The sequence below is a fragment of the Paenibacillus nicotianae genome, assembly GCF_042681745.1.
In the GTDB taxonomy this organism is placed as follows: domain Bacteria; phylum Bacillota; class Bacilli; order Paenibacillales; family Paenibacillaceae; genus Saccharibacillus; species Saccharibacillus nicotianae.
In genome coordinates this window covers 1-25487 of record NZ_JBHUGF010000009.1, presented here as the reverse complement: position 1 = coordinate 25487, position 25487 = coordinate 1, and the positions used below count along the sequence as shown (strand labels likewise).

Below are 25487 nucleotides of genomic sequence, written 5' to 3'. Positions count from 1 at the left end.
TCATGGAATCTACTCATTCTGTTCGTCGTGACGAGCGTTCACGAGAAGCTTTTGAAGAAGCAAAACAATATATTCCGGGAGGCGTGAACAGCCCTGTTCGTGCTTTCAAAACGGTAGGCTTAACACCAATCTATGCTGAACGTGGTGAAGGTTCAAGATTGTATGATATCGATGGCAATGTATTTATCGACTATATTGGTTCTTGGGGCCCGCTCATTATGGGTCATGCGCATCCTGATGTTGTACGTGCTCTACAAGAAACAGCGATCAAAGGCACAAGCTTTGGTGCACCTACTGAATTAGAAACGAAAATGGCGAAGCTTGTCGTAGAACGTGTTCCATCGATGGATATTGTACGTATGGTCAATTCAGGAACAGAGGCGACGATGAGTGTGATTCGTCTTGCTCGTGGATATACCAAGCGCAATAAAATTTTGAAATTTGAAGGTTCTTATCATGGACATTCGGATAGTCTGTTGATCAAAGCAGGTTCCGGTGTTGCTACTTTAGGTTTACCTGATAGTCCGGGTGTGCCTGAATCTGTAGCAACCAATACGATTACAGTCCCTTATAATGATCTGGAATCTTTGAAGTTAGCATTTGAACGGTTTGGAGAAGAGATTGCTTGTATTATTGTAGAGCCTGTTGCAGGTAATATGGGAGTTGTACCACCGCAACCTGGATTTTTGCAAGGATTACGCGATATTACAACTCAATATGGTAGTTTGCTTATTTTCGATGAAGTCATGACAGGTTTTCGTGTACATCTAAATTGTGCACAAGGACGTTATGGTGTAACACCTGATTTGACATGTCTGGGTAAAGTAATCGGTGGCGGATTGCCTGTAGGTGCTTACGGTGGTAAACGTGAGATTATGGAGCAAGTAGCACCAACAGGGCCGATTTATCAAGCAGGAACATTGAGTGGTAATCCGTTAGCAATGGCAGCAGGATATACGACATTGAGTTTGTTAACGCCAGCCGTCTATGAACGTTTAGAAACCATCTCTGCACGTTTACAAGCAGGATTTGAAAAGAATGCTGCTGAATTTGGGATTCCTTTGACTGTGAATCGTGTAGGATCAATGGTGTGTCCTTTCTTTACAGCAGGGCCTGTAACTGATTACGATTCTGCCAAAGCAAGCGATATGGATATGTTCAAACGTTATTTTGGAGAAATGTTAGATCGCGGAATCAGTGTAGCTCCGTCTCCTTTTGAAGGTATGTTTGTATCTGGTGTTCATAGTGATGAAGATATCGAACAGACGCTTGCAGCTCATTATGAAGTAATGAAGTCTTTGCAATCATGATGAATGTATCTCGTCCTGTATCTGACAATTCTAAGCCTCCTTCTCTACTGTCTCAGTGTGCGATGAGAGAGGGAGAATGGTTACAAATCACACCGGATAATGATCTTCTACAGGCAGAAGGAAATGCCAGGCACAAAGCTGTAATGCAGTGGTTAGAACAAGCATCGGTTCCAGTTAAATTAATAGGTAGACTTCATTCCAAAGGTGAAGTGAAAATAGACATAGAGCATATTCGGCTTCGTCTATTTCCGCCGATGGATTATGGATTTGATCCTCGTCCACATGATCGCGCACAAGTACTTTATGAAGATGATTATGTTCTGGTAATGCATAAGCCAGCAGGTATGAATGTTCATCCTTCCGAAGCATCTGATCCTACGATTACTTTAGCCCATGTAGTCGCTGATCATTATCAACAAACCGATCAGAAATGTGCGGTTCGTCATGTGCATCGTCTAGATGAAGATACAACAGGACCTGTATTGTATGCCAAAAATGAGTTTGCTTTATCGAAATTAGATGAGCAAATGCGCTCTAAAACGATAGATCGCAAATATATAGCTATAGTACAGGGCAAAGTAAGTGATACATTAACTGTAATTGATCAACCTATCGGTAAAGATCGCCATCATAAGCAGCGCCGACGTGTATCTCCGACAGGACAAGAAGCGATTACTCATATTGAGAAACTCTATAGTTCAGCTAGAGCGAGTCTTGTCCGTTTGACATTAGAAACAGGACGTACGCATCAGATTCGTGTGCATATGAGTGATGCCGGGCATACCCTTATCGGGGATGTACTTTATGGAGGCAGTCAAGAGTTTTATCGTCAGGCGCTTCATGGTGAGCAATTGACATTTGAACATCCTTTTACAGAAGAAATAATGACTGTTCATGATCCTCTACCTGAAGATATGATTGAATTATTAGATCAATTAGGGATACCTCGCTTTTAGGTCAGCTTGATGACAGGTTTTTTGTTGACTTTGATAGGAGCAACAGGTATGATTTGGAGTAAATATTGATTTATTTATGATCTCAATAACCTTGAACGGGAATAGTAGATTATATCGTCCTCAAGAGAGTAGAACTGTTGCGCTGAAAGGTTCTATAGGATACGGTAGATCGAAGTCGCCTGGGAGTTGTTTATTTGAATTTCAGTGAACGTTTGAGATGAACACTGACTGTAGAATAGACCGGTAGCAGCCGTTATCTGCCTCGGAGTGTCGTTCATAGGCTTTTTTATGCATGGACGAAACAAAGGTGGTACCGCGAGAGCTAAGTCCTTTCGTCCTTTGAGACGAAGGGCTTTTTTTATTGAGAATTTTAGCAAAATGACTATGAATATGGGGGTATTTACTATGGCAGATACGCATGAGAATCAAGCAACAACTTCAATGCCGACAACTTATGATCCTAAAGCGGCAGAACGTAAATGGTATGATTATTGGATGGAAAATGGTTTTTTCAAAGCAGGGCAACGTCCTGATGCGAAGCCATATACAATTGTTATTCCACCTCCTAACGTAACAGGTATGCTTCATATTGGACATGCACTTGATTTTACATTGCAAGATATTATGACACGTACCAAACGGATGCAAGGTTTTGACGCGCTTTGGCTTCCAGGAGCAGACCATGCAGGGATCGCAACACAGACCAAAGTAGAGCAGAATCTGCGTGCAGAAGGAATTACTCGTCATGATCTAGGACGTGAGAAGTTTGTAGAAAAAGTATGGGAATGGAAAGACAAATACGCAGCTAACATTCATGAGCAATGGGCGAAAATGGGCTTTTCTCTCGATTATTCACGCGAACGTTTTACATTGGATGAAGGTTTATCCAAAGCGGTTCGTGAAGTATTTGTAAAGTTGTACAACAAAGGTCTGATTTATCGTGGTAAATACATTATTAACTGGGACCCTGAAGCACGTACAGCTTTGTCAGATATCGAAGTAGAATACAAAGAAGTGAATGGACATCTGTATCATTTACAATATCCACTTCAAGATGGTAGCGGGCATATTGTTGTAGCAACGACTCGTCCAGAGACGATGCTTGGTGATACAGCGGTAGCCGTTCATCCCAAAGACGAACGTTACAAAGATATGATTGGTAAAATGCTAGTATTGCCAATCACCGGACGTGAAATTCCGATTATTGCTGATGATTATGTTGACCGTGAATTCGGTAGTGGCGCTGTAAAAATTACTCCTGCTCATGATCCGAATGACTTTGAAATGGGACACCGTCATGATCTGCCTCAGATCGTAGTGATGGATGAAACAGGCACGATGAATGAAAATGCAGCACAATATCAAGGATTGGATCGTAGTGACTGTCGCAAACAGATTGTTAAAGATTTGGAAGCAACAGGCGTTTTGATCAAAATCGAAGATCATGTACACCAAGTAGGTCATAGTGAACGTACAGGCGCTGTCGTTGAACCTTATTTGTCTACACAATGGTTTGTTAAAATGAAGCCACTTGCGGATGCTGCGATTCAAGCACAAAACGAAGGCAAAGGCGTTAACTTTGTACCGGATCGTTTTGAAAAAACATATTTGAACTGGATCGAAAATGTACGTGACTGGTGTATTTCCCGTCAATTGTGGTGGGGACATCGTATTCCAGCATGGCATTGTGAAGAAACAGGCGAAATTATTGTAGCAACAGAAGATCCAAGTCATTTACCTGAACATGCAGGCAAAACATTACGTCAAGATGAAGATGTATTGGATACTTGGTTCAGTTCTGCATTATGGCCGTTTTCTACACTGGGCTGGCCGGATGAGACAGAAGATTTAAAACGTTATTACCCTACAGATTTGCTTGTAACTGGATACGATATTATCTATTTCTGGGTAGCTCGTATGATCTTTACAGCACTTGAATTTACAGATGAAATTCCATTCAAAGACGTATTGATGCATGGTTTGGTACGGGCTGCTGATGGACAGAAAATGTCCAAGTCACTTGGTAACGGTATCGATCCGCTTGAAGTGATTGAGCAATACGGTACAGATGCGATGCGTTATATGTTGTCTACAAGTAGTACACCGGGACAAGATTTACGTTTCCGTCTAGAGCGTGTCGAACAAGCACGTAACTTTGCTAATAAAATCTGGAATGCTTCCCGTTTTGCTTTGATGAATATGGAAGGCTTCCGTTATGAAGATATCGATTTGAGTGGTGATCTTAGTACAGCAGATCGTTGGATTTTGCATCGTATGAACGAAACAGCACGTGATATTACACGTCTAATCGATTCTTATGAATTTGGTGAAACAGGTCGACTATTGTACAACTTTATCTGGGATGATCTATGTGATTGGTATATCGAAATTGCTAAATTGTCATTGTATGGTGAAGATGCAGTAGCGAAGAAAACAACGCAATCCGTACTGGCTTATGTTTTGGATCGCACATTACGAATGATCCATCCATTTATGCCATTTATTTCAGAAGATATCTGGCAACATTTGCCGCATGAAGGCAATACGATTACACTTGCGGCTTGGCCTGAATTTGATCCAGCTTTAGAAAATAAAGCAGCTCAAGAAGAAATGAATCTGTTAATCGACTTGATTCGTGCTGTACGTAATATTCGTGCAGAAGTAAATGTACCGATGAGCAAAAAAATCGAATTGATGGTTAAAGCCAAAGACCAAAAAACATTGGATATTATTCAATCCAACGAAGGATATATTCGTCGTTTCAGCAACACTTCCGAGTATCAATCTGGATTGGATCTAGCAGCACCGGATAAAGCAATGACAGCGATTATTACAGGCGCAGAATTGTATTTGCCAATTGCAGGTCTGCTTGATATCGGTCAAGAAATCGCTCGTCTAGAAAAAGAAGTAGCTACCTTAACGTCTGAAGTAGAACGCGTTGACAAAAAGCTAGCTAATCAAGGCTTTGTTGCCAAAGCGCCTGCTAAAGTTATAGAAGAAGAACGTGCTAAACAAGCCGATTATTCGGAAAAACGTGAAAAAGTTCTTGCCCGAATCGCAGAATTGAAAGGGTAAGGTGAACATGATGGAATATGGCACATCAGAGGGGCACCAAGCCCCTTTTCACACTTATGAGCAAGCAGTGGAATGGATTAATGGTCTAATTCCTTTTGGGATTCGTCCGGGATTGTCTCGGATTGAAGGTCTCATGGAGTTGTTGAATAATCCTCATCGTAAGCTCAAATTTGTACATGTCGCAGGAACGAATGGCAAAGGAAGTACTTGCGCTTTTTTAACAAGTGTTTTGATAAATTGCGGTTATGATGTAGGTACATTTACATCGCCTTATATCACCAAATTCACCAATCGTTTTCAATACAATGGTGTTGATATTCCAGAAGAAACATTGTGTCGTCTAGCAAATACGCTGTATCCATTAGTAGAACAAATGGCGCAGACAGAACTGGGATCGCCCACTATGTTTGAAGTATCCACAGCACTTGCGATTTTGTATTATGCTGAAGAGTGTTATCCTGATGTCGTGATCTGGGAAACAGGGCTTGGGGGAAGACTGGATGTAACTAATATTGTTCATCCAATCGTATCGGTGATCACGAATGTAGGTTATGATCATACTGATATTTTAGGAGATACATTAGAGCAGATTGCTAGTGAAAAAGCCGGCATTATTAAGCCAGGCGTTCCAGTAGTCAGCAGTGTAGATCAACCGGAAGTGATCGAAGTACTTCGTGCCAAAGCAGCAGCCTGTAAATCAACACTTTATGTAGCAGGTGAGCAGTACACAGCAGAACGTTTATCCGGTGATGAACATGAGCAGACGTTCCGTTATAAAGGCCTTTTTCGCGAATTGGATATTACGATTTCGATGCAAGGAGAACATCAATGTGCCAATGCGGGAGTAGCGATGATGGCGTTAGAAGTATTGCGTCAATATTCAGCTTTTGTACTGGACGATGAATTGTTGCTAGAAGGATTTAGACATACTTTTTGGGCAGGACGGTTAGAGAAAATGCCTGGCGAGCCAACGATTGTACTGGACGGAGCACATAATCCTGAAGGAGCAGCGATGCTTGTCAAAAGTGTACCGCAGACTTATCATTACAAGAAGCTTCATATGCTTGTAGGCATGTTAGAGAACAAGCATCATGAGCCTGTATTCAGACATTTGCTATCTATTGCAGATACAATTATTTTGACAGAACCTGATTTTCGACGCAAAATGGATGCAGGTCAATTGTCACAATTAGTAGCAAAATTACAACAAGAAATGAATAGAACAGAAGTAAATGTTATAGTGGAGCGTGACTGGCGGCAAGGTATTCAGTTGCTTCAATCACGAACAGAACGGGAAGATCTAGGGGTCGTAACCGGAACACTGTATTTAATTTCGGATGTAAGAGCGACTCTTTTGCATCAAACCGATTCTGAAAAGGGCTGGTGAGTCAGATGAATAAGACAGAACATGTACATTTTATCGGGATTGGTGGGTACGGTATGAGTGCCATCGCCCGTGTTATGCTTGAAATGGGATACAAAGTAACAGGTTCCGATATGGCAATGAGCGCGTTAGCCGCGAAATTGCAACAAAAAGGAGCAGTCATTCATATAGGTCATGCTACAGAACAAGTTCATGGTGCTGATCTGGTAGTGTATTCTACAGCACTATCAGATGATAACGCGGAATGGGTAGAAGCAAAGCGTCTCAATATCCCAGTGATCCATCGTTCTGAAATGTTAGCAAGATTGCTTAATGAACGTAAAGGTGTAGCTGTAGCAGGGGCTCATGGCAAAACAACTACTTCTTCGATGATTGCATTGGTGATGGAAGAATGTGATACCGATCCAACATATATTATCGGTGGAGAAATCGTTAATCTGGGCACTAATGCCAAAGCTGGTAAAGGTGATTATGTCGTTGCAGAAGCAGATGAGAGCGATGGAACGTTTTTACAATACCATCCTGCTATTGCAGTAGTCACCAATATTGAAGCTGATCATCTTGAAAATTATGATGGTGACTTTGCTAACCTCAAAGCAGCCTATGTGCAATTTTTAAGCCAATTGCAAGCTGGTGGTAAAGCAATCGTCTGTGGTGATGATGAAAATATTCGTGAAATTATACCGAATATTGAAGGCACAACGATCACTTATGGTGTAGAGTCACACAATGATTATACAGCGACAGATATCGAGCCAGGCGATCGCAAAATTTCATTTACGATGCAGTATCAAGGAGCAGATTTGGGTCGGATTGAATTATCTGTGCCAGGACTGCATAATGTATATAACGCGATGGCAACTGTAATTTCATGTCTGGAAGCAGGAATTTCATTCACAGCGATTGCAGCAGCGATCGTTCAATTCCATGGTGCCAAGCGTCGTTTTCAAGTAGTCGGTGATGCTAGAGACATTTTGATCGTTGATGATTATGCTCATCATCCTACCGAAATCGAAGCAACGATTGTGGCAGCTCAAGCAACAGGGAAACGTGTGATTGCTGTGTTCCAACCGCAACGTTATTCACGCACATTCTTTTTGTTAGACGCATTTAGTCGTGCTTTTACAGGAGCCGATGAAGTGATTATTGCTGATATTTATTCACCAGCAGGCGAAAAGCAGATTGAAGGTATTAACTCTGCACGTCTGGTTGAATTAATTAAGCAAAATAGTAATGCGGGCGCACGTTATATTGCACAAAAAGAAGATATTATTGCAGACCTATCGACTCGTATTCAACCTGGCGATCTTGTGATCACTATGGGTGCAGGCGATATATGGAAAGTCGCTGAAGCACTTGCTGCTGATTTACAAGCTACAGAGAAAATAGAGTAAGTTGATCAAAAAGGCTGTCTCCGGACAGTCTTTTTAACTGGAATAATAACAAAATGTTTGCGAAATGAAGACGATAAGTTACAAAAAATTGTTACTTTCATTTTTGTTTGTATTGATGTGGGAATAAACGTATAATGATGAAGTGTCAAATTAAAGGCAGGAGAAATAAGAATGAAAAAGAATGCAGGTATGCTTATTTTATTTTTATTGCTAGGCTGGTTTATTGGCACATGGGTAGCCACTTTACTTGAACCTGTAGCGATAGTATCTTTTCTCACGCGATCGACAACGATTGATTGGGAGCCTAGCGCTAATTTAGACATGATTCGTTATCATCTCGATATTCATTTCAAAGTGAGTCTACTTAGTTTGATCGGTATTGTTGCTAGTATTTGGGCATATCGCAAACTGTAAAGAACCAATCTAACTTTTTTAAACAAAGGAGAGGACCTTTCGATGAATAGAGAATCAACACGCCGTCTCATTTTGGCGTCCGCTTCTCCAAGAAGAAAGGAGTTAATGACCTCTTTACAATTGGAATTTGAAGTGTTGCCCAGTGATACGGATGAATTGGTGCCTGAAGACTGGTCACCAGAACAAGTCGTCAAAGAGCTTGCACTGCGCAAAGCTACTGCTGTCCAATATCATTATATAACCGAGGTAACAGATAGTATTATTATAGGCAGCGATACGATCGTTGTTTTGGATAAACGTATATTTGGCAAGCCTCGCGATCATGATGAAGCTGTAGCAATGTTAGATGCTTTGCAAGGAAGAAGTCATTATGTCTACACAAGTGTAGCTTGTATCGATACTTCTACTGGCGTAACTCGTGTGGAATACCGGCGAACTCTTGTACATATGAAGCCGCTCACCCCTTCCAAAATTCAATCATACGTACTTAGCGGTGAACCTGCTGACAAAGCTGGAGCTTATGCTATTCAAGGACTAGGTTCGACGTTGATCGATAAAATAGAAGGCTGTTATTTTACAGTCGTCGGATTGCCTGTATCACTTTTGAGCGATATGTTGGAACAATTTGGTGTGCAGATTATTTGAATCTGTCGTGGAGAAGAGGAACATATTAATGGAGGCGCCACAGTACCTTTTACGTGATGTTCCACTGGAAGAAAGACCCCGGGAACGGATGATGAATTACGGTGCAGAGGCGCTTAGTCATGCAGAATTACTAGCGATTTTACTGCGCACAGGCACAAAAGATGAATCGGTAATGCATTTAGCGAACCGAATTATGCGTCAAGTAGGCAGTATCCGGCAACTGGTTGATCTCAGTATTGAAGAATTAACAGAGATCAAAGGAATCGGAACAGCCAAAGCGATTCAGATCAAAGCGGGCATCGAGTTAGGTAGACGTATTACTCGTACCGGTAAAGAAGAAGTCAAAGCGATTCGCAGTCCGCGTGATGCGGCTGATTTATTGATTGAACAATTACGTTATCTTCAAAAAGAACATTTTGTATGTCTGTTTCTAAACACGAAAAATCATATTATTTCCCAGGAAACCTTATCGATGGGTAGTTTAAATGCGTCTATTGTTCATCCGCGTGAAGTTTTTCGAGCAGCAATCAAGTGTAGTAGTGCATCTGTTATTTTTGCGCATAATCATCCTAGTGGTGATCCTACACCAAGCCCGGAAGATGTAGCACTAACCAAACGGCTTGTAGATGCAGGCAAAATTATCGGAATTGAAGTACTGGATCACCTTGTGATTGGGGATATGAAATTCGTAAGTTTGAAGGAACAGGGCTTAATGTAATATAATAGTCGAGATTTAGGAAGAAAGGGAGTTAATAGTTATGTTGGGTGGCTTTTCAAAAGATTTAGGGATTGATTTAGGAACAGCAAATACGTTGGTATATGTAAGAGGTAAAGGTATTGTCGTAAGAGAACCGTCGGTTGTTGCGATTCGTACAGATACGAATACAATCGAAGCAGTAGGAGAATCTGCAAAAAAAATGATCGGTCGTACACCTGGAAATATCCGTGCGATTCGTCCGATGAAAGATGGCGTTATTGCTGATTTTGATACAACAGCTACGATGATTAAATATTTTATACGTCAAGCTCAAAAACAACGTTCGATGTTCCCGCAACATCCAAATGTTATGGTTTGTGTACCATCTGGTATTACAGCAGTAGAACAACGTGCTGTTGAAGATGCGACTAAGCAAGCTGGCGCTCGTGAAGCTTACACGATTGAAGAGCCTTTTGCAGCAGCAATCGGTGCTGATCTTCCAGTATGGGAACCAACAGGTAGTATGGTTGTTGATATCGGTGGCGGTACAACAGAAGTAGCTGTTATTTCTCTTGGTGGTATCGTAACAAGTCGTTCTGTACGTGTAGCTGGTGATGAAATGGATGAGTCGATTATCCAGTACATCAAACGCCAATACAACTTGATGATTGGTGAACGTACATCAGAGCAATTGAAAATGGAAGTCGGTTCTGCAACTCCATTTGAAAAAGTAGAAACAATGGAAATTCGTGGTCGTGACCTTGTAAGTGGTCTACCAAAAACATTAACAATTACTTCAGACGAAATCGCTGAAGCATTGTCTGATACAGTAGCTGCTATTGTAGAAGCTGTAAAAGTAACGTTGGAAAAATGTCCACCAGAACTTGCAGCAGATATTATGGATCGTGGTATTGTATTAACAGGTGGCGGAGCATTACTTCGCAATCTGGATAAATTGCTTGCTGGTGAAACAGGCATGCCTGTTATCGTTGCTGAGAATCCTTTGGATTGTGTAGCGATCGGTACAGGAAAAGCATTGGAAAATATCCACCTGTTCAAATCACGTAGTAGTTCATCGCTTCGTTCAAAACGCTAATTTTCGGCCAGGTATGGTCAACCCCTGCTAGGGAAAGAAAAACCGTTAATTAAGAGGGTGTTGAAACTGTTTAAACTGCTGGGTAACAAGAAACTGTTTATCCTGCTTGTAGGACTCATTTTATTTATCGCTTTAATGGGATTTACGTTGACGAATCGTACATCTTTGTCCTGGCCTGAGAAGTTCGTCCGTGATACTGTTGGTTTTGTTCAAGGTGTGTTTTACAAGCCCGCTTCTTACATGGCGGGCTTGTTTGAAGATATCGGCAACTTGAACAGCCTTTATGAGGAAAATCAAGAGTTGAAGTTAACAGCTGCGCAGTATTTACTGCAACAAGCGAGTTATAACAAATTAGTACAGGACAATAAGCGTTATAAAGAAGATCTTAAATTTACGCAACAGCAACTTGCTCAAAACCAATTTGATCTTCGTATTGCAAATGTAACGAGTGTCGATACAGATGCAGATACAGGAACAATTGTAATTGATCTGGGGCAAAATGATGGGGTACGTAAAGATATGCCTGTTATTTCCACAGAAGGTATGGTTGGAATTATTAGTGAGACAAGTCCGTTCCATTCAACAGTGAAGCTGTTAACGACGCTTGATCCACTGGATTCTAATTCCAAAGCGATTGCTGCTACTGTAGTAGGTAAAGAAAATGAATCTTTCGGCATGATAGAAAGCTATGATAAAGCAACAGGAATGCTCACAATGACACAAATTAAAGAAAATGATCCGCTCAAAAAAGGCGATGAGATTGTTTCATCCGGTAGTGGTGGATTATTTCCAAGTGGCATGATTATTGGTAAAGTCGTTAGTCGTCAAGTTGGTGATTTTGGATTGACCAATACAGCTACAATTCAACCAGCGGCAGACTTTAAAGACTGGAAAGAAGTATTTGTAGTGTACACCAAGGAGACTCAGGAATAATGGTACGTCGTATCGTATTGCTGTTGTTGTTATTTCTAGTATTTATCTGTGAATCAACCATTGTGCCATGGCTGATTCCAGATGTTTTGCATACTAGATTGATTCCGCATTTAGCGTATATTTTAATTTTGTTTGTAACGGTTTATTATCATCGTCATACAGCACTTGTGCTAGGATTGGTTTTTGGATTGTTGCATGATGTTGTATTTTACGGTGATATGATTGGTGCTTATTCGTTCTCTATGGGGCTATCTGCTTATGTATTAGGGCTGTTGTTCCAATCTCCTCGAGCACCTTATCCACTGATGATGACAGTAGTATTAATCGGTAGTTTGTTACTGGATAATATGCTGTATGGACTTTATTTGGTATTTGGTTTAACTAGAGAACCTTACAGTTGGGCGTTAGGACATTATATGTTCCCGAATTTGCTGCTTCATTTTATATTTGCTTTGCTGGTGTTTGTACCTGTTCGTCGTCAACTGGAGAAAGTAGCCAAGTTGCGTAAACGGGCTGCCGAAGATGAGTAAAAGTACAATATTCCCACATGCAGAAACATTCAGTTCCTGCTTAATTTGCGGATGGAGCAGGAAAATCCCGCGACTAGCACGAACTGATAGTAAGGTGGGGGTGACAGGTGAATGGCTGTAAAATCATCAAGATATGTAACCATCAAAGGAATCAAAGATGGATTGATTTTTCAATTTGATGATCAATGTGAATTTAATGACCTTGTGACAGAACTGACGTACAAGCTGGAACATAGTCATCAAAATATTTTAACAGGCCCGCTAGTTCATATTGATATGAAATTAGGTAATCGGGAAATTACAGATGAACAAAAAGATACATTGCTAGATATACTTAGTCAAAAAGGAAATCTGATTGTGCGTTCTTTTGATTCTCCACATGAGGAACCTGTAGTAGCACCTTTGCCAGAAAAGCATATGGTCAAAACGATCAGCGGTATGATTCGTTCGGGTCAGGTACTTCATCATGAAGGAACCGTTCTATTTCTAGGCGATGTTAATGCAGGGGGGACGATTATTAGTACAGGCGATATCTATATTTTGGGAGCACTTCGTGGAATGGCTCATGCAGGTATAGATGGAAATGAACAAGCTGTGATCGCTGCTTCTTTTTTCTCACCTACACAGATTCGGATAGCGGATATGATTAGTCGTCCGCCAGATGAAGGTGAAAGTCGAGAATCTCATATGGAATTTGCTTATTTGCAGGACGGGATCATGAAGATTGATAAAATGGCTAATATTGCTCGACTTGGTCGGGATTTCAATGTGTTCAAAGGGGTGTAGTACATGGGAGAGGCTATTGTCGTCACTTCAGGAAAAGGCGGAGTTGGAAAAACAACCACTACTGCTAATATAGGTACCGCGCTCGCGCTTCTTGGTAAAAAAGTCTGTCTGGTAGATACAGATATCGGTCTACGTAATCTGGATGTTGTGATGGGTCTTGAAAACCGTATTATTTATGATCTTTGTGATGTAGCGGACGGTCGTTGCCGTTTAAATCAAGCACTGGTTAAAGACAAACGGTTTGACGAGTTGTATATGCTTCCAGCTGCGCAAACAAAAGATAAAAATTCAGTATCACCAGAACAAGTCAAAGAGATCATTTTGGAACTCAAAAAAGACTTTGACTATGTAGTGATTGATTGCCCGGCAGGTATAGAGCAAGGATTCAAAAATGCAATTGCAGGTGCAGATCAGGCGATCGTTATGACCACACCCGAAAATGCTTCTGTTCGTGATGCAGATCGAGTAATCGGATTACTTGAAAATTCACATATTACAGCACCCAAATTGATTGTCAACCGTATTCGTCAAAGTATGGTGAAATCAGGAGATATGCTGGATATTGATGAAGTATTACAAGTGCTGAATATTGATCTTCTAGGTGTTGTACCGGATGATGAAATGGTTATTAAAGCTGCGAACTCGGGTGAACCTACAGTAATGAATCCTGATTCCAAAGCAGCGATTGCTTATCGTAATATTGCTCGTCGTATTCTAGGAGACACAGTTCCTTTGATGCCACTAGATCAAAAGAAAAGTGCATTTACTCGCTTTAAGAAGTTTTTTGGAATGGGTTGATCGATTTTGCTTAACAAGCTAAAAAAGCTAGACTTGGGTATTATTACTTTACTCGTTATTTTTATGGTGTTTAGCACGTTGATCGTGCGCAGTGCAATTGCTCCTGATCCCAAGTTTCAGGGCTATGATACGCGGACGATCATTTTCTATGTCATCGGGTTTGTTGTTTTATTTGCAGTGAGTATATTTGATTATCGTATCTTATTACGCAAACACTGGTATTTGTATGGCTTAGGATTACTTTCGCTATTGTTACTGTATCCGTTTGGATCAGAGATTAATGGTGCCAAAAGCTGGTATGCTTTTCCAGGAGGTTTACAGTTTCAACCTGCTGAAATGGTCAAAATTGTGCTTATCTTAACGATGGCTCATATGTTAAGTAAAAGAGACGGAGATCCTCTTCGATTTCGTTCTGATCTGATACCAACGGCTTTTATCGCATTGGTACCTTTTCTGATTGTTTTGATTCAACCAGATTTAGGAAATGCGATTATTTATTTGATCATACTGGTAGGTATGTTGTGGATTGGAAATACCAAATATACGCATGTATTAATTGGATTAACCACCATTGTAGGTGCACTTATATTGGTTGTAGTAATGTTTACAACATTTAATACACAGATTCACGATTATTTAGAAAGCCATAGTAAGTTACACTGGTATCAACGGATCAATACATTTATAGACCCGGCGCAAGCTTCTGATGATGATAAGCATCAATCTAGTTATGCACTGATTGCTGTCGGATCAGGTGGTTTGCTAGGCGATGGTTATATGAATGGACAATTGAAAAATAATAAATTTGTACCTTATCCATATTCAGATTCTATTTTTGTGGTTATTGGTGAAGAATTTGGATTTATCGGAGCATCAATATTATTATTGCTGTATTTCTTACTTATTTACAGGATGATTTTGATTGCTTTGCAGTGTTATGATCGGCGTGGTTCATATATTATTATCGGAATTGTCAGCATGTTCGTATTTCAGATTTTTGAAAATGTGGGTATGATGATTGGTCTGATGCCTATTACAGGAATCACGTTACCTTTTATTAGCTACGGTGGTACTTCACTGCTTTTGAATATGTTTAGTATCGGTCTTGTACTGAGTATTAAGATTTATCAAGAAAAATACGAATTAGAATAGCCGGTACCGGGAGGTGCCGGTTTTTTGTTAACACTGTAGTAATCATGAAACTTTTTACTTGAAGATAACGTCTAGGAATCAAGGGAACCTATAAAGTTCGTGAGATAAATAGTAGCCTTGATGAGAGATAGAGGTGGAACATAGAGTGAAGCAAATGATTGTAAACTGTGGGGTCAAAGATACACGTATGGTACTGCTTGATGATAGCAAATTAGTCGAGTTTGCTTCGGAACAATCTTCAGGTAGCGGAATCGCTGGAAGTTTTTATAAAGGAAAAGTTATGAACGTTCTGCCGGGTATGCAAGCTGCATTTGTAGATATCGGTCAGAAGAAAAATGCTTTTTTATATATTGATGATGTTTTGCATGCTCATTTAGATAAACAACCTAAAGTCAAACCAAGTATTGCTGATTTATTAAAACCCGGTCAAGAAATTTTGGTACAAGTAACCAAAGAACCTTATGCTAACAAAGGGGCACGGATTACAACTCATTATTCGTTGCCAGGACGCTGGATTGTGTATATGCCTGAAGCTGACTATATTGCTGTATCCAAAAAGATCAGTACAGATGGAGAACGAGCAAGATTACGTCAATTAGGCTCGCATCTGAAGCAAGGCGAAGAAGGGCTTATTTTACGTACTGTAGCTGAAGGAGAAAATGACGAAGCGATTACCAATGATCTGAATACATTAAGACAACACTGGCAACATATTCGTGAATCTTTTGTACAGAAGTCAGCGCCAGCAGAACTACATCGTGATCTAGGGATGGTAGAGCGATTAATTCGTGATGTGTTTAATCCGCTACAAGACCAATTGATTATTGATAATCAGGAGCGAGCGACTTCTGCGATCCGTTTTCTACAAACGTTACTTCCGACTGGAGTATATCCACCAGTATCTATTTATACGGAGAAAGAACCTTTATTCCATGCGATGAATATACACGAACAACTGCATCGCGATTTTCAACGTAAAGTATGGTTGCAAAGTGGAGGCTATATCGTATGGGATCAGACGGAAGCTTTTACAGTGATTGATGTGAATACTGGTAAATTTACAGGTGGCATTACTCTGGAAGATACAGTGACTCAGACCAATCTTCAAGCTGCTTCAGAAATTGCGCGTTTACTTCGATTACGAGACACTGGTGGAATCATTATTGTTGATTTTATAGATATGGATAATGAAGCGAATCGCCGATCAGTGGTAGAAGCGTTAGAACAGATTTTACAAAGAGATCGAACCAAAACGCATATTGTAGGCTGGACACGATTGGGTCTGTTAGAATTGACTCGTAAAAAGGTTCGTGAAGAAACAGGTGGCTTTTCTTATGAGACTTGTACAGTCTGTCAGGGAACTGGTAAAATAGCATCATGGATAAAAGATTGATTTCTTAAAATGGCTGTGATAGAATAGTCAAGTATGTGTCTGGTTCATAAGCTTTTCACATGCTGTAACCGCTCCGATGGGGTCACAAGCTTATACGTTTTATAACGTATGACACCTGCATTAGGCGAGTCTGAGACATGAGGAGGTGCAATTCAAATGTACGCAATTATCGAAACAGGTGGTAAACAATACAAAGTTCAAGAGGGCGACGTATTGTTCATTGAGAAGTTGGACGCTAATGATGGCGACAGCGTAACTTTCGACCGTGTTCTAGCAGTATCTAAAGAAGATGGTTTGGTAACTGGTTTACCGTTGGTAGAAGGTGCTTCTGTAACAGCGACTGTCGAGAAACACGGCAAAGGAGCTAAGGTTGTAGTTTACAAATACAAACCTAAGAAGAACTATCACGTGAAACAAGGTCATCGTCAACCATATACAAAAGTAACTATCGGAAAAATCCAGGCATAAGAAGGTGCGGTAATTGATTATCGTACGTATCGAACGTAGACCAGATGGTACAATCGATGGTTTTTCATCCCGAGGACATGCCGGCTATGCCGATCCTGGTGAAGATATTGTCTGTGCTGCTGTTTCCGCTATTACAATCGGAATAGTGAACTCAGTCGAAGCTTTAACAGGAGTAATCATGAAATCAAGAATGAAAGACGGGTTTCTAAGTGCGCGTTTACCGAAGCTTTCGGAAAATGCAAATGTTGAACAGATTCAACTGTTACTCGAATCTATGCAAGTTATTCTTATTGGAATTGAAGATGAATATGATAAGTATATAAAAATAAAGCAAGTCACAATCTCGTAAGAAGGAGGTAGACCACATGTTAAAAATTAATTTGCAGTTATTCGCATCGAAAAAAGGTGTAGGTTCCACAAAAAACGGACGTGATTCACAGTCCAAACGTTTGGGAGCAAAACGTGCTGATGGACAATTCGTAACTGGTGGTAATATTTTGTTCCGTCAACGCGGTACAAAAATTCACCCAGGAACTAATGTAGGCATCGGTAAAGACGATACACTATTTGCAAAAGTGGACGGCGTTGTTAAATTTGAACGTTGGGGCCGCGACCGTAAAAAAGTGAGCGTCTACCCGGTTGACGTTGCACCAGTAGCAGCAGCAATCGAAAATTAATCATAAACCTGATAGGTTAGATTAGATAAGCCTCCGGTACTTGATGTGCCGGGGGCTTATTATATTTGCATATAAGTTGGACGTTAAAGTAATTTTTAGTATAATAATGTCATAAAATTCTGCGCTATATGTTATACTTGTTCTTGGTTAAAAAGCCATTGAAAGAATGGAGAGAGACCATGAAGCAATCCAATCAAGTACCCACGCTGTTACTTATTTCTATTATCATCCCATTAATTATTGCTTATTGGACGCAATCCTGGATTGCTTACATTGTACTCGGCATATGGATTGTTGCAGCCTATGCAAAAGGTGTACAATACACACGTCATTTTTATGAAAAGCGTGAGCAAGTGCAACTTGGAGAATACCATAACGGACAATCCAAAATGGCTGTGAAAAAGAAACAGTATCAAGCAGAACATCAAAAACAACGTGCAGCCATCGATCAAGCTCATACCGAATTAGATGAAGTCTATGCAGTAGCAGTTGATGCTTTAAGTCATCATCGCCATGACTGGATGAATGAACTCCAATTATTGTATGGTTATGTTCAATTAGGTAAACGTGATAAGCAAGTGGAATGTGTGGAAAGAATTAAAGAGCAAATGCTAGCAGAGAGTCGCGTTTCCAAACTGGGTATCCATTCCCTTGTTTTTTATTTACAATCTTTTAGAGCAGTGAACCGTTCGATTCAATTAGAAGTCGAATTAAGTGACGGAATCAAGCTTGCAGATCGATTGGGAACGGAACAGAGTGAGGAATTGACCCGAGTCATCAAAGAGACGGTCTCTGCATATGAGCAATTTGGTGGATCGTCCTGGGGTGAGTGCCCCACACTATTTTTGATGGTTAGCGAATATGAAGGAGCAGTTCATTTTATATTTGAGCCAGAAGAAGAGTATCCTAATCCTGATGGAGTCTGGGAAGCTGTGAACTTGATCGTTCAAGATACAGAGATTACAGCAACTCGAACGGAAGAAGATCCTGCCTCCATTTCTCTGCAAGTGTTAGTGGATTCTAAAAATTAGAGGTGTAATCATGTTTGTAGATAAAGCGAAGATTTATGTAAAAGGCGGTGACGGTGGAGATGGTATTATCTCTTTCCGTCGTGAAAAATATGTACCTAATGGCGGCCCGGCAGGTGGCGATGGTGGACGCGGTGGAGATGTCATTTTTCGTGTAGATGAAGGTTTGCGAACATTGATGGATTTCCGTTACCAACGTCATTTTAAAGGCGAACGTGGCGTTAAAGGTCGTAACAAAAGTCAGCATGGTGCGAATGCAGAACATACAATTGTTCGTATTCCTCCAGGTACAGTCATTTTGAATGATGATACCGGCGAAGTGATAGCAGATTTGACCCGTCATGGTCAAGAGATCGTTATTGCTAAAGGTGGACGTGGTGGACGTGGTAACGTTCGTTTTGCTACGGCTGCGAATACTGCTCCTCAAATTGCTGAAAATGGCGAAGAAGGACAAGAACGTTATATCGTACTTGAACTGAAAGTAATGGCTGATGTAGGGTTAGTCGGCTTCCCAAGTGTAGGTAAATCTACATTGTTATCTGTAGTATCTGCTGCTCAACCTAAGATTGGTGCATACCATTTTACAACAATCACTCCTAATTTAGGTGTAGTTGATGTAGGAGATGGACGAAGTTTTGTAATGGCTGATCTACCTGGATTGATAGAAGGTGCACATGAAGGCATAGGACTTGGTCATGAATTTTTACGTCATGTAGAACGTACTCGTGTTATTATTCATGTGGTAGATATGTCCGGTTCAGAAGGACGCGATCCTTTTGATGATTGGCAGAAAATTAATGAAGAATTAAAATTATACAATGCAGAACTAGAAAATCGTTTACAAATTATTGCAGCCAATAAAATGGACGACCCTCAAGCTCAAGAAAACTTAGAAGAGTTTTCTAAAAAAGTACGTGAAGTTCGTTCAGATATTGAAATTGTTCCAATCTCTGCCTTAACTCGTCAAGGTATTCAAGAAATGCTTTACAAAACAGTCGATATGCTTGATAAATTACCAGACGTTGTGGCTATAGAAGAAGTAGAACAAATTGCAGAACGTAAAGTATATACGTTAGAAAAGAAAGAAGACGATGGCTTTATTATTCGTCGCGAGAACGATACTTTTGTTGTGGAAAGTACTAAGATTGAGAACATGATGAAACGGATGCAGTTGAACTCTCATGATGCTATTCTCAAACTAGGACGTACACTTCGTCATATGGGTGTCGATAGTGAACTGCGTAAACGGGGAGCAAAAGATGGTACGCTTGTACGTATTGGCGAACTTGAATTTGAATTTGTTGAAGGTAGTAGTTACTTCTAAACTCAATCCAAATCATCATATAGAACCGGACATAGAACGTATATGTCCGGTTTTTTTATGTCATTATTTGGTGTACTCATGACAATTTTGCGTCCAGATTGATTCTAAATTGAGAAAAATGAAATCAGAACTTCTCCTATAATAAAAAACGAGTTCTATAGTTAACGCTAAATGAAGAATAAAGGAGAAGTTATGAATACTATATCATCGAACAATCCATTACCAACTGCCCGTATTACTATTTTAGATGAAATGAGAGGTATCGCATTATTCGCTATTTTTCTATGTAATTTATTATCGTTTACAGAAGCACATATTGGAGATAAAGGAACGTTTAGCTATTTCTTGTACCAATTGATCCATAGTTTGTTTGGAGATAGCAGTCGTCCTTTATTTTCGTTTATGTTCGGAGTCAGTATGTTACTGATTTATGATGCTGCTGTTAAAAAAGGTGTTCGACCTTATATGTTATTACTTCGTCGCATGTTGATTTTACTTGTTTTTGGAGCTGTCCATTTATTTGGTATCTGGGCAGGTGATATTTTATTTATGTATGCACTAGATGGGTTGATGCTTCTTCTTTTTGTTCGCATAAAACCTGTATGGCTAATGATTATTGGATCGTTACTTTTTGTGATTATGTCATCCGTAATGAATGAATATGGATCATCTTTATTTAGCTATGCGTGGTATATGCCTGATTACTGGATTATGCAAGGAGTCGGATTACTTCCTCAACCTGATCTCGTATACACAAATGAATATATATTTTCAAGCCTTACCGAATGGGGACTAGCGATTCAACATCTTCCATTTTTCTTATTTGGTATGGTTGCTTATCGCAAGCAGATATTTACCAGAATCCCATTGTATCCTAGACGTTTTTGGATCTTAGGTAGTATCCTGCTACTTGTAGGATTACTGGGGAAAATCGGTTCTAATTTTGAGATCATACAAGCAGGATCTTCTATTTTTTATATAGGTAGCTCATTTTTTAATTTTGCAGTGACTGTGGGTGCTATATTTATTATTATTTTACTGGGTAGTAGACAAGGTCGGATCGCGACCAAGCTTTCTTATTTTGCTCCTGTAGGACGGATGGCATTCAGTAACTATCTGATGCAATCTCTTGTATTTGTTTCGATATTTACCGCAAGTGGCAAAACTATTTTCGCTTCTTTAGGTTGGATTGGATCAATCAATTATACGTATGTTGTTTTGATGGCTATAGTGTTTTTTATTATACAAATGATCGTAAGTCATTACTGGTTGAAACTATTCAATTATGGCCCTTTTGAGTGGCTGTGGAGAATAGGAACCAATTTACAAATACCTCCTTTTCGTAAAATTAAAAAATCATAATAAACAAAATTCAGAGGTAAAATAACTATTTTATTATCGATATAGTTGCCTAACACCAAAGGTTACTTTATAATGTCCACTATATGAATACATGAGTCTTTGAGGAGAGGACGTTGTGAAAGAACGCTATTATTTAGTACGAGAAGATATTTTACCAGAAGCAGTGATCAAAACGATGCGTGTTAAAGAATTGCTTGCTGCTGGCGAGACTCGGACAATCAACGAAGCAGTCGAAAAAGTTGGTTTAAGCCGAAGTGCTTTTTATAAATACAAAGATGGCATTCATCCGCTTAATCGTTTGGAAAAAGATCAGATTATTACAATCTCATTTGATTTAGAGCATCGTTCTGGTATTTTGTCTCATGTGCTTGGTCTGATGGCAGAATATGGTGGGAATGTATTAACAATTCATCAAAGTATCCCTCTTCAAGGTCGAGCGAATGTTGTACTCTCGGTAGAGATTTCTCGTTTAACAGAAGATTTGGAAACGATGGTAGAAGCGATGGAAAATGTTCCGGGTGTCAAACAAATTCGAATTACCGGTCAAGGATAATCTTATCAGTGAATCTACTTTAATCTAGAAGCAATATAGGATAAGCTACAATAAAATAAATATCCTATGATAAAAGCTTGCTAATGAATAGTTCCAGGAGGGAAACAACATATGAAACCAGTAAAAGTAGGATTGCTTGGGCTTGGTACAGTAGGTACAGGAGTAGTGCGTATCGTAGAAGGAAATCAGGAAGATCTAAGTAGTCAGGTAGGATCTCCTATTATAATTGGCAAAGTAGCTGTAAAAAATATAGACAAGCTACGCAATATTGAGATCGATCCTTCCAAACTAACAGAAGATCCGTGGGAAGTCATTCGTGATCCTGAGATTGATGTTATTGTAGAAGTTATGGGTGGTATAGAACAGACCAAAGAATATATATTAGAAGCTTTAAATCTTGGCAAACATATCGTGACCGCGAATAAAGATTTAATGGCATTGCATGGTTCAGAGATTTTAGCCAAAGCTCAAGAAAAGCAATGTGATGTTTTTTATGAAGCCAGTGTAGCAGGCGGTATACCTATTATTCGTACACTGATCGAAGGATTCTCTTCAGATCGTATTATCAAAATCATGGGTATCGTGAATGGAACAACTAACTACATTTTAACCAAGATGAGTCAAGAAGGAGCTTCCTATGAAGATGTGCTTAAAGAAGCTCAAGAATTAGGTTATGCAGAATCTGATCCTACAGGTGATGTAGAAGGTTTGGATGCTGCACGCAAAATGGCGATTCTCGGTACACTTGGATTCCGTACAAATGTAGATTTGAGCGACGTAAGTGTTAAAGGTATCTCTTCAGTAACTAAAGACGATATTACGTATGCCAAAAATTTAGGCTATGAAATGAAGTTGATTGGTATCGCTGATCGTCAGGATGAACATATTACAATCAGTGTACAACCGACGATGATTAAGCAGTCACATCCAATCGCTTCTGTAAATGGTGTATTTAATGCAGTTGTGGTACATGGTGAATCTGTAGGGGAAACGATGTTCTATGGAGCAGGTGCAGGAGAATTACCAACAGCAACATCGATCGTAGCTGATCTAATCGCTGTTATCAAAAATCTTAAATTAGGCGTGAATGGACTTAAAGCGATTGTTCCTTATAAGACGAAGAAGATACAAAGCGACGAACAAATCTTTTACAAAAACTTCATTTTGCTTCATGTAGACGATAAAGCTGGCGTACTCGCTCGAATCACACAGATTTTTGCAGAATATGACGTAAGTTTAGCTTCTGTTGTTCAACAACCGAATGAATATAATCCAGATGCAGAAATTATCATCATTACTCACAAAGCAAGTAAAGCCAATATGGACAAAGTACTTAAACATTTTGAACAGTTGGATGTTATTCAACGAATCAAAAGTGTATATCGCGTAGAAGATATTTAATAGTCTACCGAGCCGTTGAATACATTTTAAGTAAGGAGTCATAGCTTATGATAGAGCAAGACACTAAACGAGAACAGTGGCAGAACCATACCGTACGTGTGGCTGTACCAGCAAGTACTGCTAACTTAGGGCCAGGATTTGATACGTTGGGAATGGCAGTCAATTTATATTCCTGGATTGAGATGAAAGTGTCCACACAGACCAAAATCACACTATTAGGTGATGAACTGTATGGTATTCCTACAGACAAAAGCAATCTGATCTACAAAATGGCACAATTGGTTTTTCAAAAAGCACAAGTAACTATTCCTGATTTAGAAATTACGATGTACTCCGATATTCCACTGACACGCGGATTGGGAAGTAGTGCATCGGCGTTTGTTGGTGGACTATGTGCAGCTAATGCTTTAATTGGTTTTCCTTTAACAGATCAAGATATTTTAAATATATCGACTTCTATTGAAAAACACCCTGATAATGTAGCAGCTTCTTTATATGGAGGGATAGTGGTAGCGACATGGGACGGGCAAGAAGCTAATTGTATCCAGATTACTCCACCAGAAGATTTGGAGACATTGGTTGTTATTCCAGATTTTCAACTATCGACTTCCAAAGCTCGTGAAGTATTACCAACCGGTTTATCTGTAGCAGATGCTATATTTAATATCAGCCGTAGCTCATTATTGGTAGCAGCATTATCACTAGGCAAACTCGACATGATCAAAACAGGGATGCAAGATCGACTACACCAACCGTATCGTGCTTCTCTTGTACCCGGAATGCAACAGATTCTAGAGCAAGCTACAGAGCAAGGAGCATTAGGTATAGCACTTAGTGGAGCAGGGCCTACAATGATCGCTTTTGTAGATCGTCATTCAGTGCAGAAAGAACAACTGGAGCAATATCTGTTAGATACCATGCAAGTGCAAGGAATCACTGCACAGGCTATGTGGCTCAAGCCTGTGAATGAAGGTGTAATATACTATGATGATATAGAATCTCATTCATTCATGGATGTAATCAAAGGAGAAGTACGTTTATGATTCGTATAGCTGCTTTACCATCTGGATCAGTTTCACATGAAGCACTTCTTCATCTACTAGGAGAACAAGAAATCGAGATCTCCCATCATAAACTTATCGCAGATGTATTTCTTTCAACCGCTGAAGGTAAAACAGATTACAGCGTTATTCCAATCGAAAATACAATCGAAGGTTCCGTAAGCCTTCATATGGATTGGCTTGTACATGAAGTCGATATTCCAATGCAAGCAGAATGGGTGTATCCATCTATTCAGAATTTGATTGGTAACCGTGCTGAATTTAGTAATGAAAAGAATGAACTTGATTACAGTAGAGTGCAGAAAGTATTATCACACCCTGTAGCAATGGCACAATGTCTTCAATTTATACGAAAAGAAATGCCTCATGCAGAGTTAGAGCATGTAGGTAGTACCGCAGAAGCAGTAGAAATGGTGAGCAAAAACGCAGGTAAAGGATGGACTGCAATCGGAACCTCATTAGGAGCGCTTCGATATAATCTTGATATACTAGCAGATCGCGTGACCGATCATGATAATAACTACACACGATTTGTATTAATAGGAGCACAACCTGTTCATATTGAGCGAGCAGAAGATCATACCAAGACAAGTATATTAGTTACATTATCGGAAGACTTTGCAGGAGCACTCCATCAAGTACTAGCAACATTCTCTTGGAGAAAGTTAAATCTATCGCGCATCGAATCTCGTCCAACCAAGAAGAAGTTAGGAAGCTACTATTTTTATTTAGATGTGTTAGCGCCTCAAGATTCGATTTTGTTAACGGCTGCGATAGAGGAAATTATAGCGTTGGGTTGTCAGGTCAGAGTACTGGGGTCATATCCTTGCTTTGAATACAACCTAGTATCCAAGTAATATAATTGCTCCGAATAAATAGCATACTTCAAGGTATATAGGTACCTTTGAGGTATGCTATTTTACTTATTAAAAATAATTCTAAAATAATGCTTGCTAAATAAATTCAACCATGATATATTATAAAAGTTGTCACGAACGAACGACAACACAAGCAAAACATCATACGAAAACAACTTGAAAAAACACTTCA

General features: G+C 39.8%; 25 protein-coding genes and 2 other annotated features. All 25 genes read left to right on the top strand.

Annotated elements, in window-relative coordinates; genetic code table 11:
- The first annotated feature begins 2 nt into the window (after positions 1–2).
- The 25 genes from hemL (at position 3) to pheA (ending at position 25294) form a co-directional block, all read left to right on the top strand.
- Positions 3–1310: a glutamate-1-semialdehyde 2,1-aminomutase gene (gene hemL / locus ACFSGI_RS03255; RefSeq protein WP_204826696.1), complete on the top strand. Its 1308-nt coding sequence runs from the start codon at positions 3–5 to the stop codon at positions 1308–1310.
- A 62-nt stretch (positions 1311–1372) separates the two neighbouring features.
- On the top strand, positions 1373–2266 hold the full coding sequence (locus ACFSGI_RS03250; RefSeq protein ID WP_204826873.1) for an RluA family pseudouridine synthase: 894 nt from the start codon (positions 1373–1375) through the stop codon (positions 2264–2266).
- Between the two features lie 82 nt (positions 2267–2348).
- Positions 2349–2609: a binding site (T-box leader), on the top strand.
- Between the two features lie 62 nt (positions 2610–2671).
- A complete protein-coding gene (locus tag ACFSGI_RS03245) occupies positions 2672–5341 on the top strand; it encodes a valine--tRNA ligase (RefSeq protein ID WP_204826695.1) in 2670 nt (889 codons plus the stop codon).
- A 10-nt stretch (positions 5342–5351) separates the two neighbouring features.
- Positions 5352–6728, top strand: coding sequence for a bifunctional folylpolyglutamate synthase/dihydrofolate synthase (locus ACFSGI_RS03240; protein WP_204826872.1), 1377 nt, complete (start codon positions 5352–5354; stop codon positions 6726–6728).
- A gap of 5 nt (positions 6729–6733) precedes the next feature.
- Entirely contained in the window at positions 6734–8119 is a 1386-nt protein-coding gene (gene murC / locus ACFSGI_RS03235) for a UDP-N-acetylmuramate--L-alanine ligase (RefSeq protein WP_204826694.1), read from the top strand.
- A gap of 171 nt (positions 8120–8290) precedes the next feature.
- Positions 8291–8533, top strand: a complete 243-nt coding sequence (locus ACFSGI_RS03230) for a DUF4321 domain-containing protein (protein ID WP_204826693.1) — start codon at positions 8291–8293, stop codon at positions 8531–8533.
- A gap of 42 nt (positions 8534–8575) precedes the next feature.
- The gene (locus tag ACFSGI_RS03225; RefSeq protein ID WP_204826692.1) at positions 8576–9178 is read left to right on the top strand and encodes a Maf family protein; all 603 of its coding nucleotides are present in this window, start codon (positions 8576–8578) and stop codon (positions 9176–9178) included.
- A gap of 28 nt (positions 9179–9206) precedes the next feature.
- Positions 9207–9896 carry a RadC family protein gene (gene radC / locus ACFSGI_RS03220; protein WP_204826691.1) on the top strand — a complete coding sequence of 230 codons (690 nt, stop codon included), beginning with the start codon at positions 9207–9209 and terminating at the stop codon, positions 9894–9896.
- Positions 9897–9936: 40 nt separating this feature from the next.
- Complete coding sequence (locus tag ACFSGI_RS03215) at positions 9937–10971, top strand: rod shape-determining protein (RefSeq protein WP_069325512.1); 1035 nt, start codon at positions 9937–9939, stop codon at positions 10969–10971.
- Between the two features lie 60 nt (positions 10972–11031).
- Positions 11032–11904 carry a rod shape-determining protein MreC gene (mreC, locus tag ACFSGI_RS03210; RefSeq protein WP_204826690.1) on the top strand — a complete coding sequence of 291 codons (873 nt, stop codon included), beginning with the start codon at positions 11032–11034 and terminating at the stop codon, positions 11902–11904.
- Positions 11904–12434, top strand: a complete 531-nt coding sequence (mreD, locus tag ACFSGI_RS03205) for a rod shape-determining protein MreD (RefSeq protein WP_204826689.1) — start codon at positions 11904–11906, stop codon at positions 12432–12434. The genes mreC and mreD overlap by 1 nt, the downstream gene beginning before the upstream one ends.
- 111 nt (positions 12435–12545) lie before the next feature.
- Entirely contained in the window at positions 12546–13220 is a 675-nt protein-coding gene (minC, locus tag ACFSGI_RS03200) for a septum site-determining protein MinC (RefSeq protein WP_204826688.1), read from the top strand.
- A gap of 3 nt (positions 13221–13223) precedes the next feature.
- A complete protein-coding gene (gene minD, locus ACFSGI_RS03195; protein ID WP_204826687.1) occupies positions 13224–14018 on the top strand; it encodes a septum site-determining protein MinD in 795 nt (264 codons plus the stop codon).
- Between the two features lie 6 nt (positions 14019–14024).
- Complete coding sequence (locus ACFSGI_RS03190) at positions 14025–15170, top strand: FtsW/RodA/SpoVE family cell cycle protein (RefSeq protein ID WP_204826686.1); 1146 nt, start codon at positions 14025–14027, stop codon at positions 15168–15170.
- A gap of 145 nt (positions 15171–15315) precedes the next feature.
- Positions 15316–16563 (top strand): Rne/Rng family ribonuclease, encoded by a 1248-nt coding sequence (locus ACFSGI_RS03185; RefSeq protein WP_204826685.1) that lies wholly within the window; start codon positions 15316–15318, stop codon positions 16561–16563.
- A gap of 56 nt (positions 16564–16619) precedes the next feature.
- Positions 16620–16705 (top strand) — a sequence feature (ribosomal protein L21 leader region).
- A 14-nt stretch (positions 16706–16719) separates the two neighbouring features.
- Positions 16720–17031 (top strand): 50S ribosomal protein L21, encoded by a 312-nt coding sequence (rplU, locus tag ACFSGI_RS03180; protein WP_204826684.1) that lies wholly within the window; start codon positions 16720–16722, stop codon positions 17029–17031.
- A 13-nt stretch (positions 17032–17044) separates the two neighbouring features.
- Positions 17045–17380 carry a ribosomal-processing cysteine protease Prp gene (locus ACFSGI_RS03175; RefSeq protein ID WP_204826683.1) on the top strand — a complete coding sequence of 112 codons (336 nt, stop codon included), beginning with the start codon at positions 17045–17047 and terminating at the stop codon, positions 17378–17380.
- Between the two features lie 16 nt (positions 17381–17396).
- Entirely contained in the window at positions 17397–17708 is a 312-nt protein-coding gene (gene rpmA / locus ACFSGI_RS03170; protein WP_204826682.1) for a 50S ribosomal protein L27, read from the top strand.
- A 179-nt stretch (positions 17709–17887) separates the two neighbouring features.
- Complete coding sequence (locus ACFSGI_RS03165) at positions 17888–18739, top strand: Spo0B domain-containing protein (RefSeq protein WP_379282416.1); 852 nt, start codon at positions 17888–17890, stop codon at positions 18737–18739.
- A 10-nt stretch (positions 18740–18749) separates the two neighbouring features.
- Complete coding sequence (gene obgE, locus ACFSGI_RS03160; RefSeq protein ID WP_204826681.1) at positions 18750–20060, top strand: GTPase ObgE; 1311 nt, start codon at positions 18750–18752, stop codon at positions 20058–20060.
- Between the two features lie 192 nt (positions 20061–20252).
- Positions 20253–21422 (top strand): DUF418 domain-containing protein, encoded by a 1170-nt coding sequence (locus tag ACFSGI_RS03155; RefSeq protein WP_204826680.1) that lies wholly within the window; start codon positions 20253–20255, stop codon positions 21420–21422.
- Positions 21423–21537: 115 nt separating this feature from the next.
- Complete coding sequence (locus tag ACFSGI_RS03150; protein WP_204826679.1) at positions 21538–21975, top strand: ACT domain-containing protein; 438 nt, start codon at positions 21538–21540, stop codon at positions 21973–21975.
- A 111-nt stretch (positions 21976–22086) separates the two neighbouring features.
- A complete protein-coding gene (locus tag ACFSGI_RS03145; protein ID WP_204826678.1) occupies positions 22087–23376 on the top strand; it encodes a homoserine dehydrogenase in 1290 nt (429 codons plus the stop codon).
- 47 nt (positions 23377–23423) lie between these two features.
- Positions 23424–24419 (top strand): homoserine kinase, encoded by a 996-nt coding sequence (gene thrB, locus ACFSGI_RS03140; RefSeq protein ID WP_204826677.1) that lies wholly within the window; start codon positions 23424–23426, stop codon positions 24417–24419.
- Positions 24416–25294: a prephenate dehydratase gene (gene pheA, locus ACFSGI_RS03135; RefSeq protein ID WP_204826676.1), complete on the top strand. Its 879-nt coding sequence runs from the start codon at positions 24416–24418 to the stop codon at positions 25292–25294. Before thrB ends, pheA begins: the two co-directional genes overlap by 4 nt.
- Positions 25295–25487: the final 193 nt, after the last annotated feature.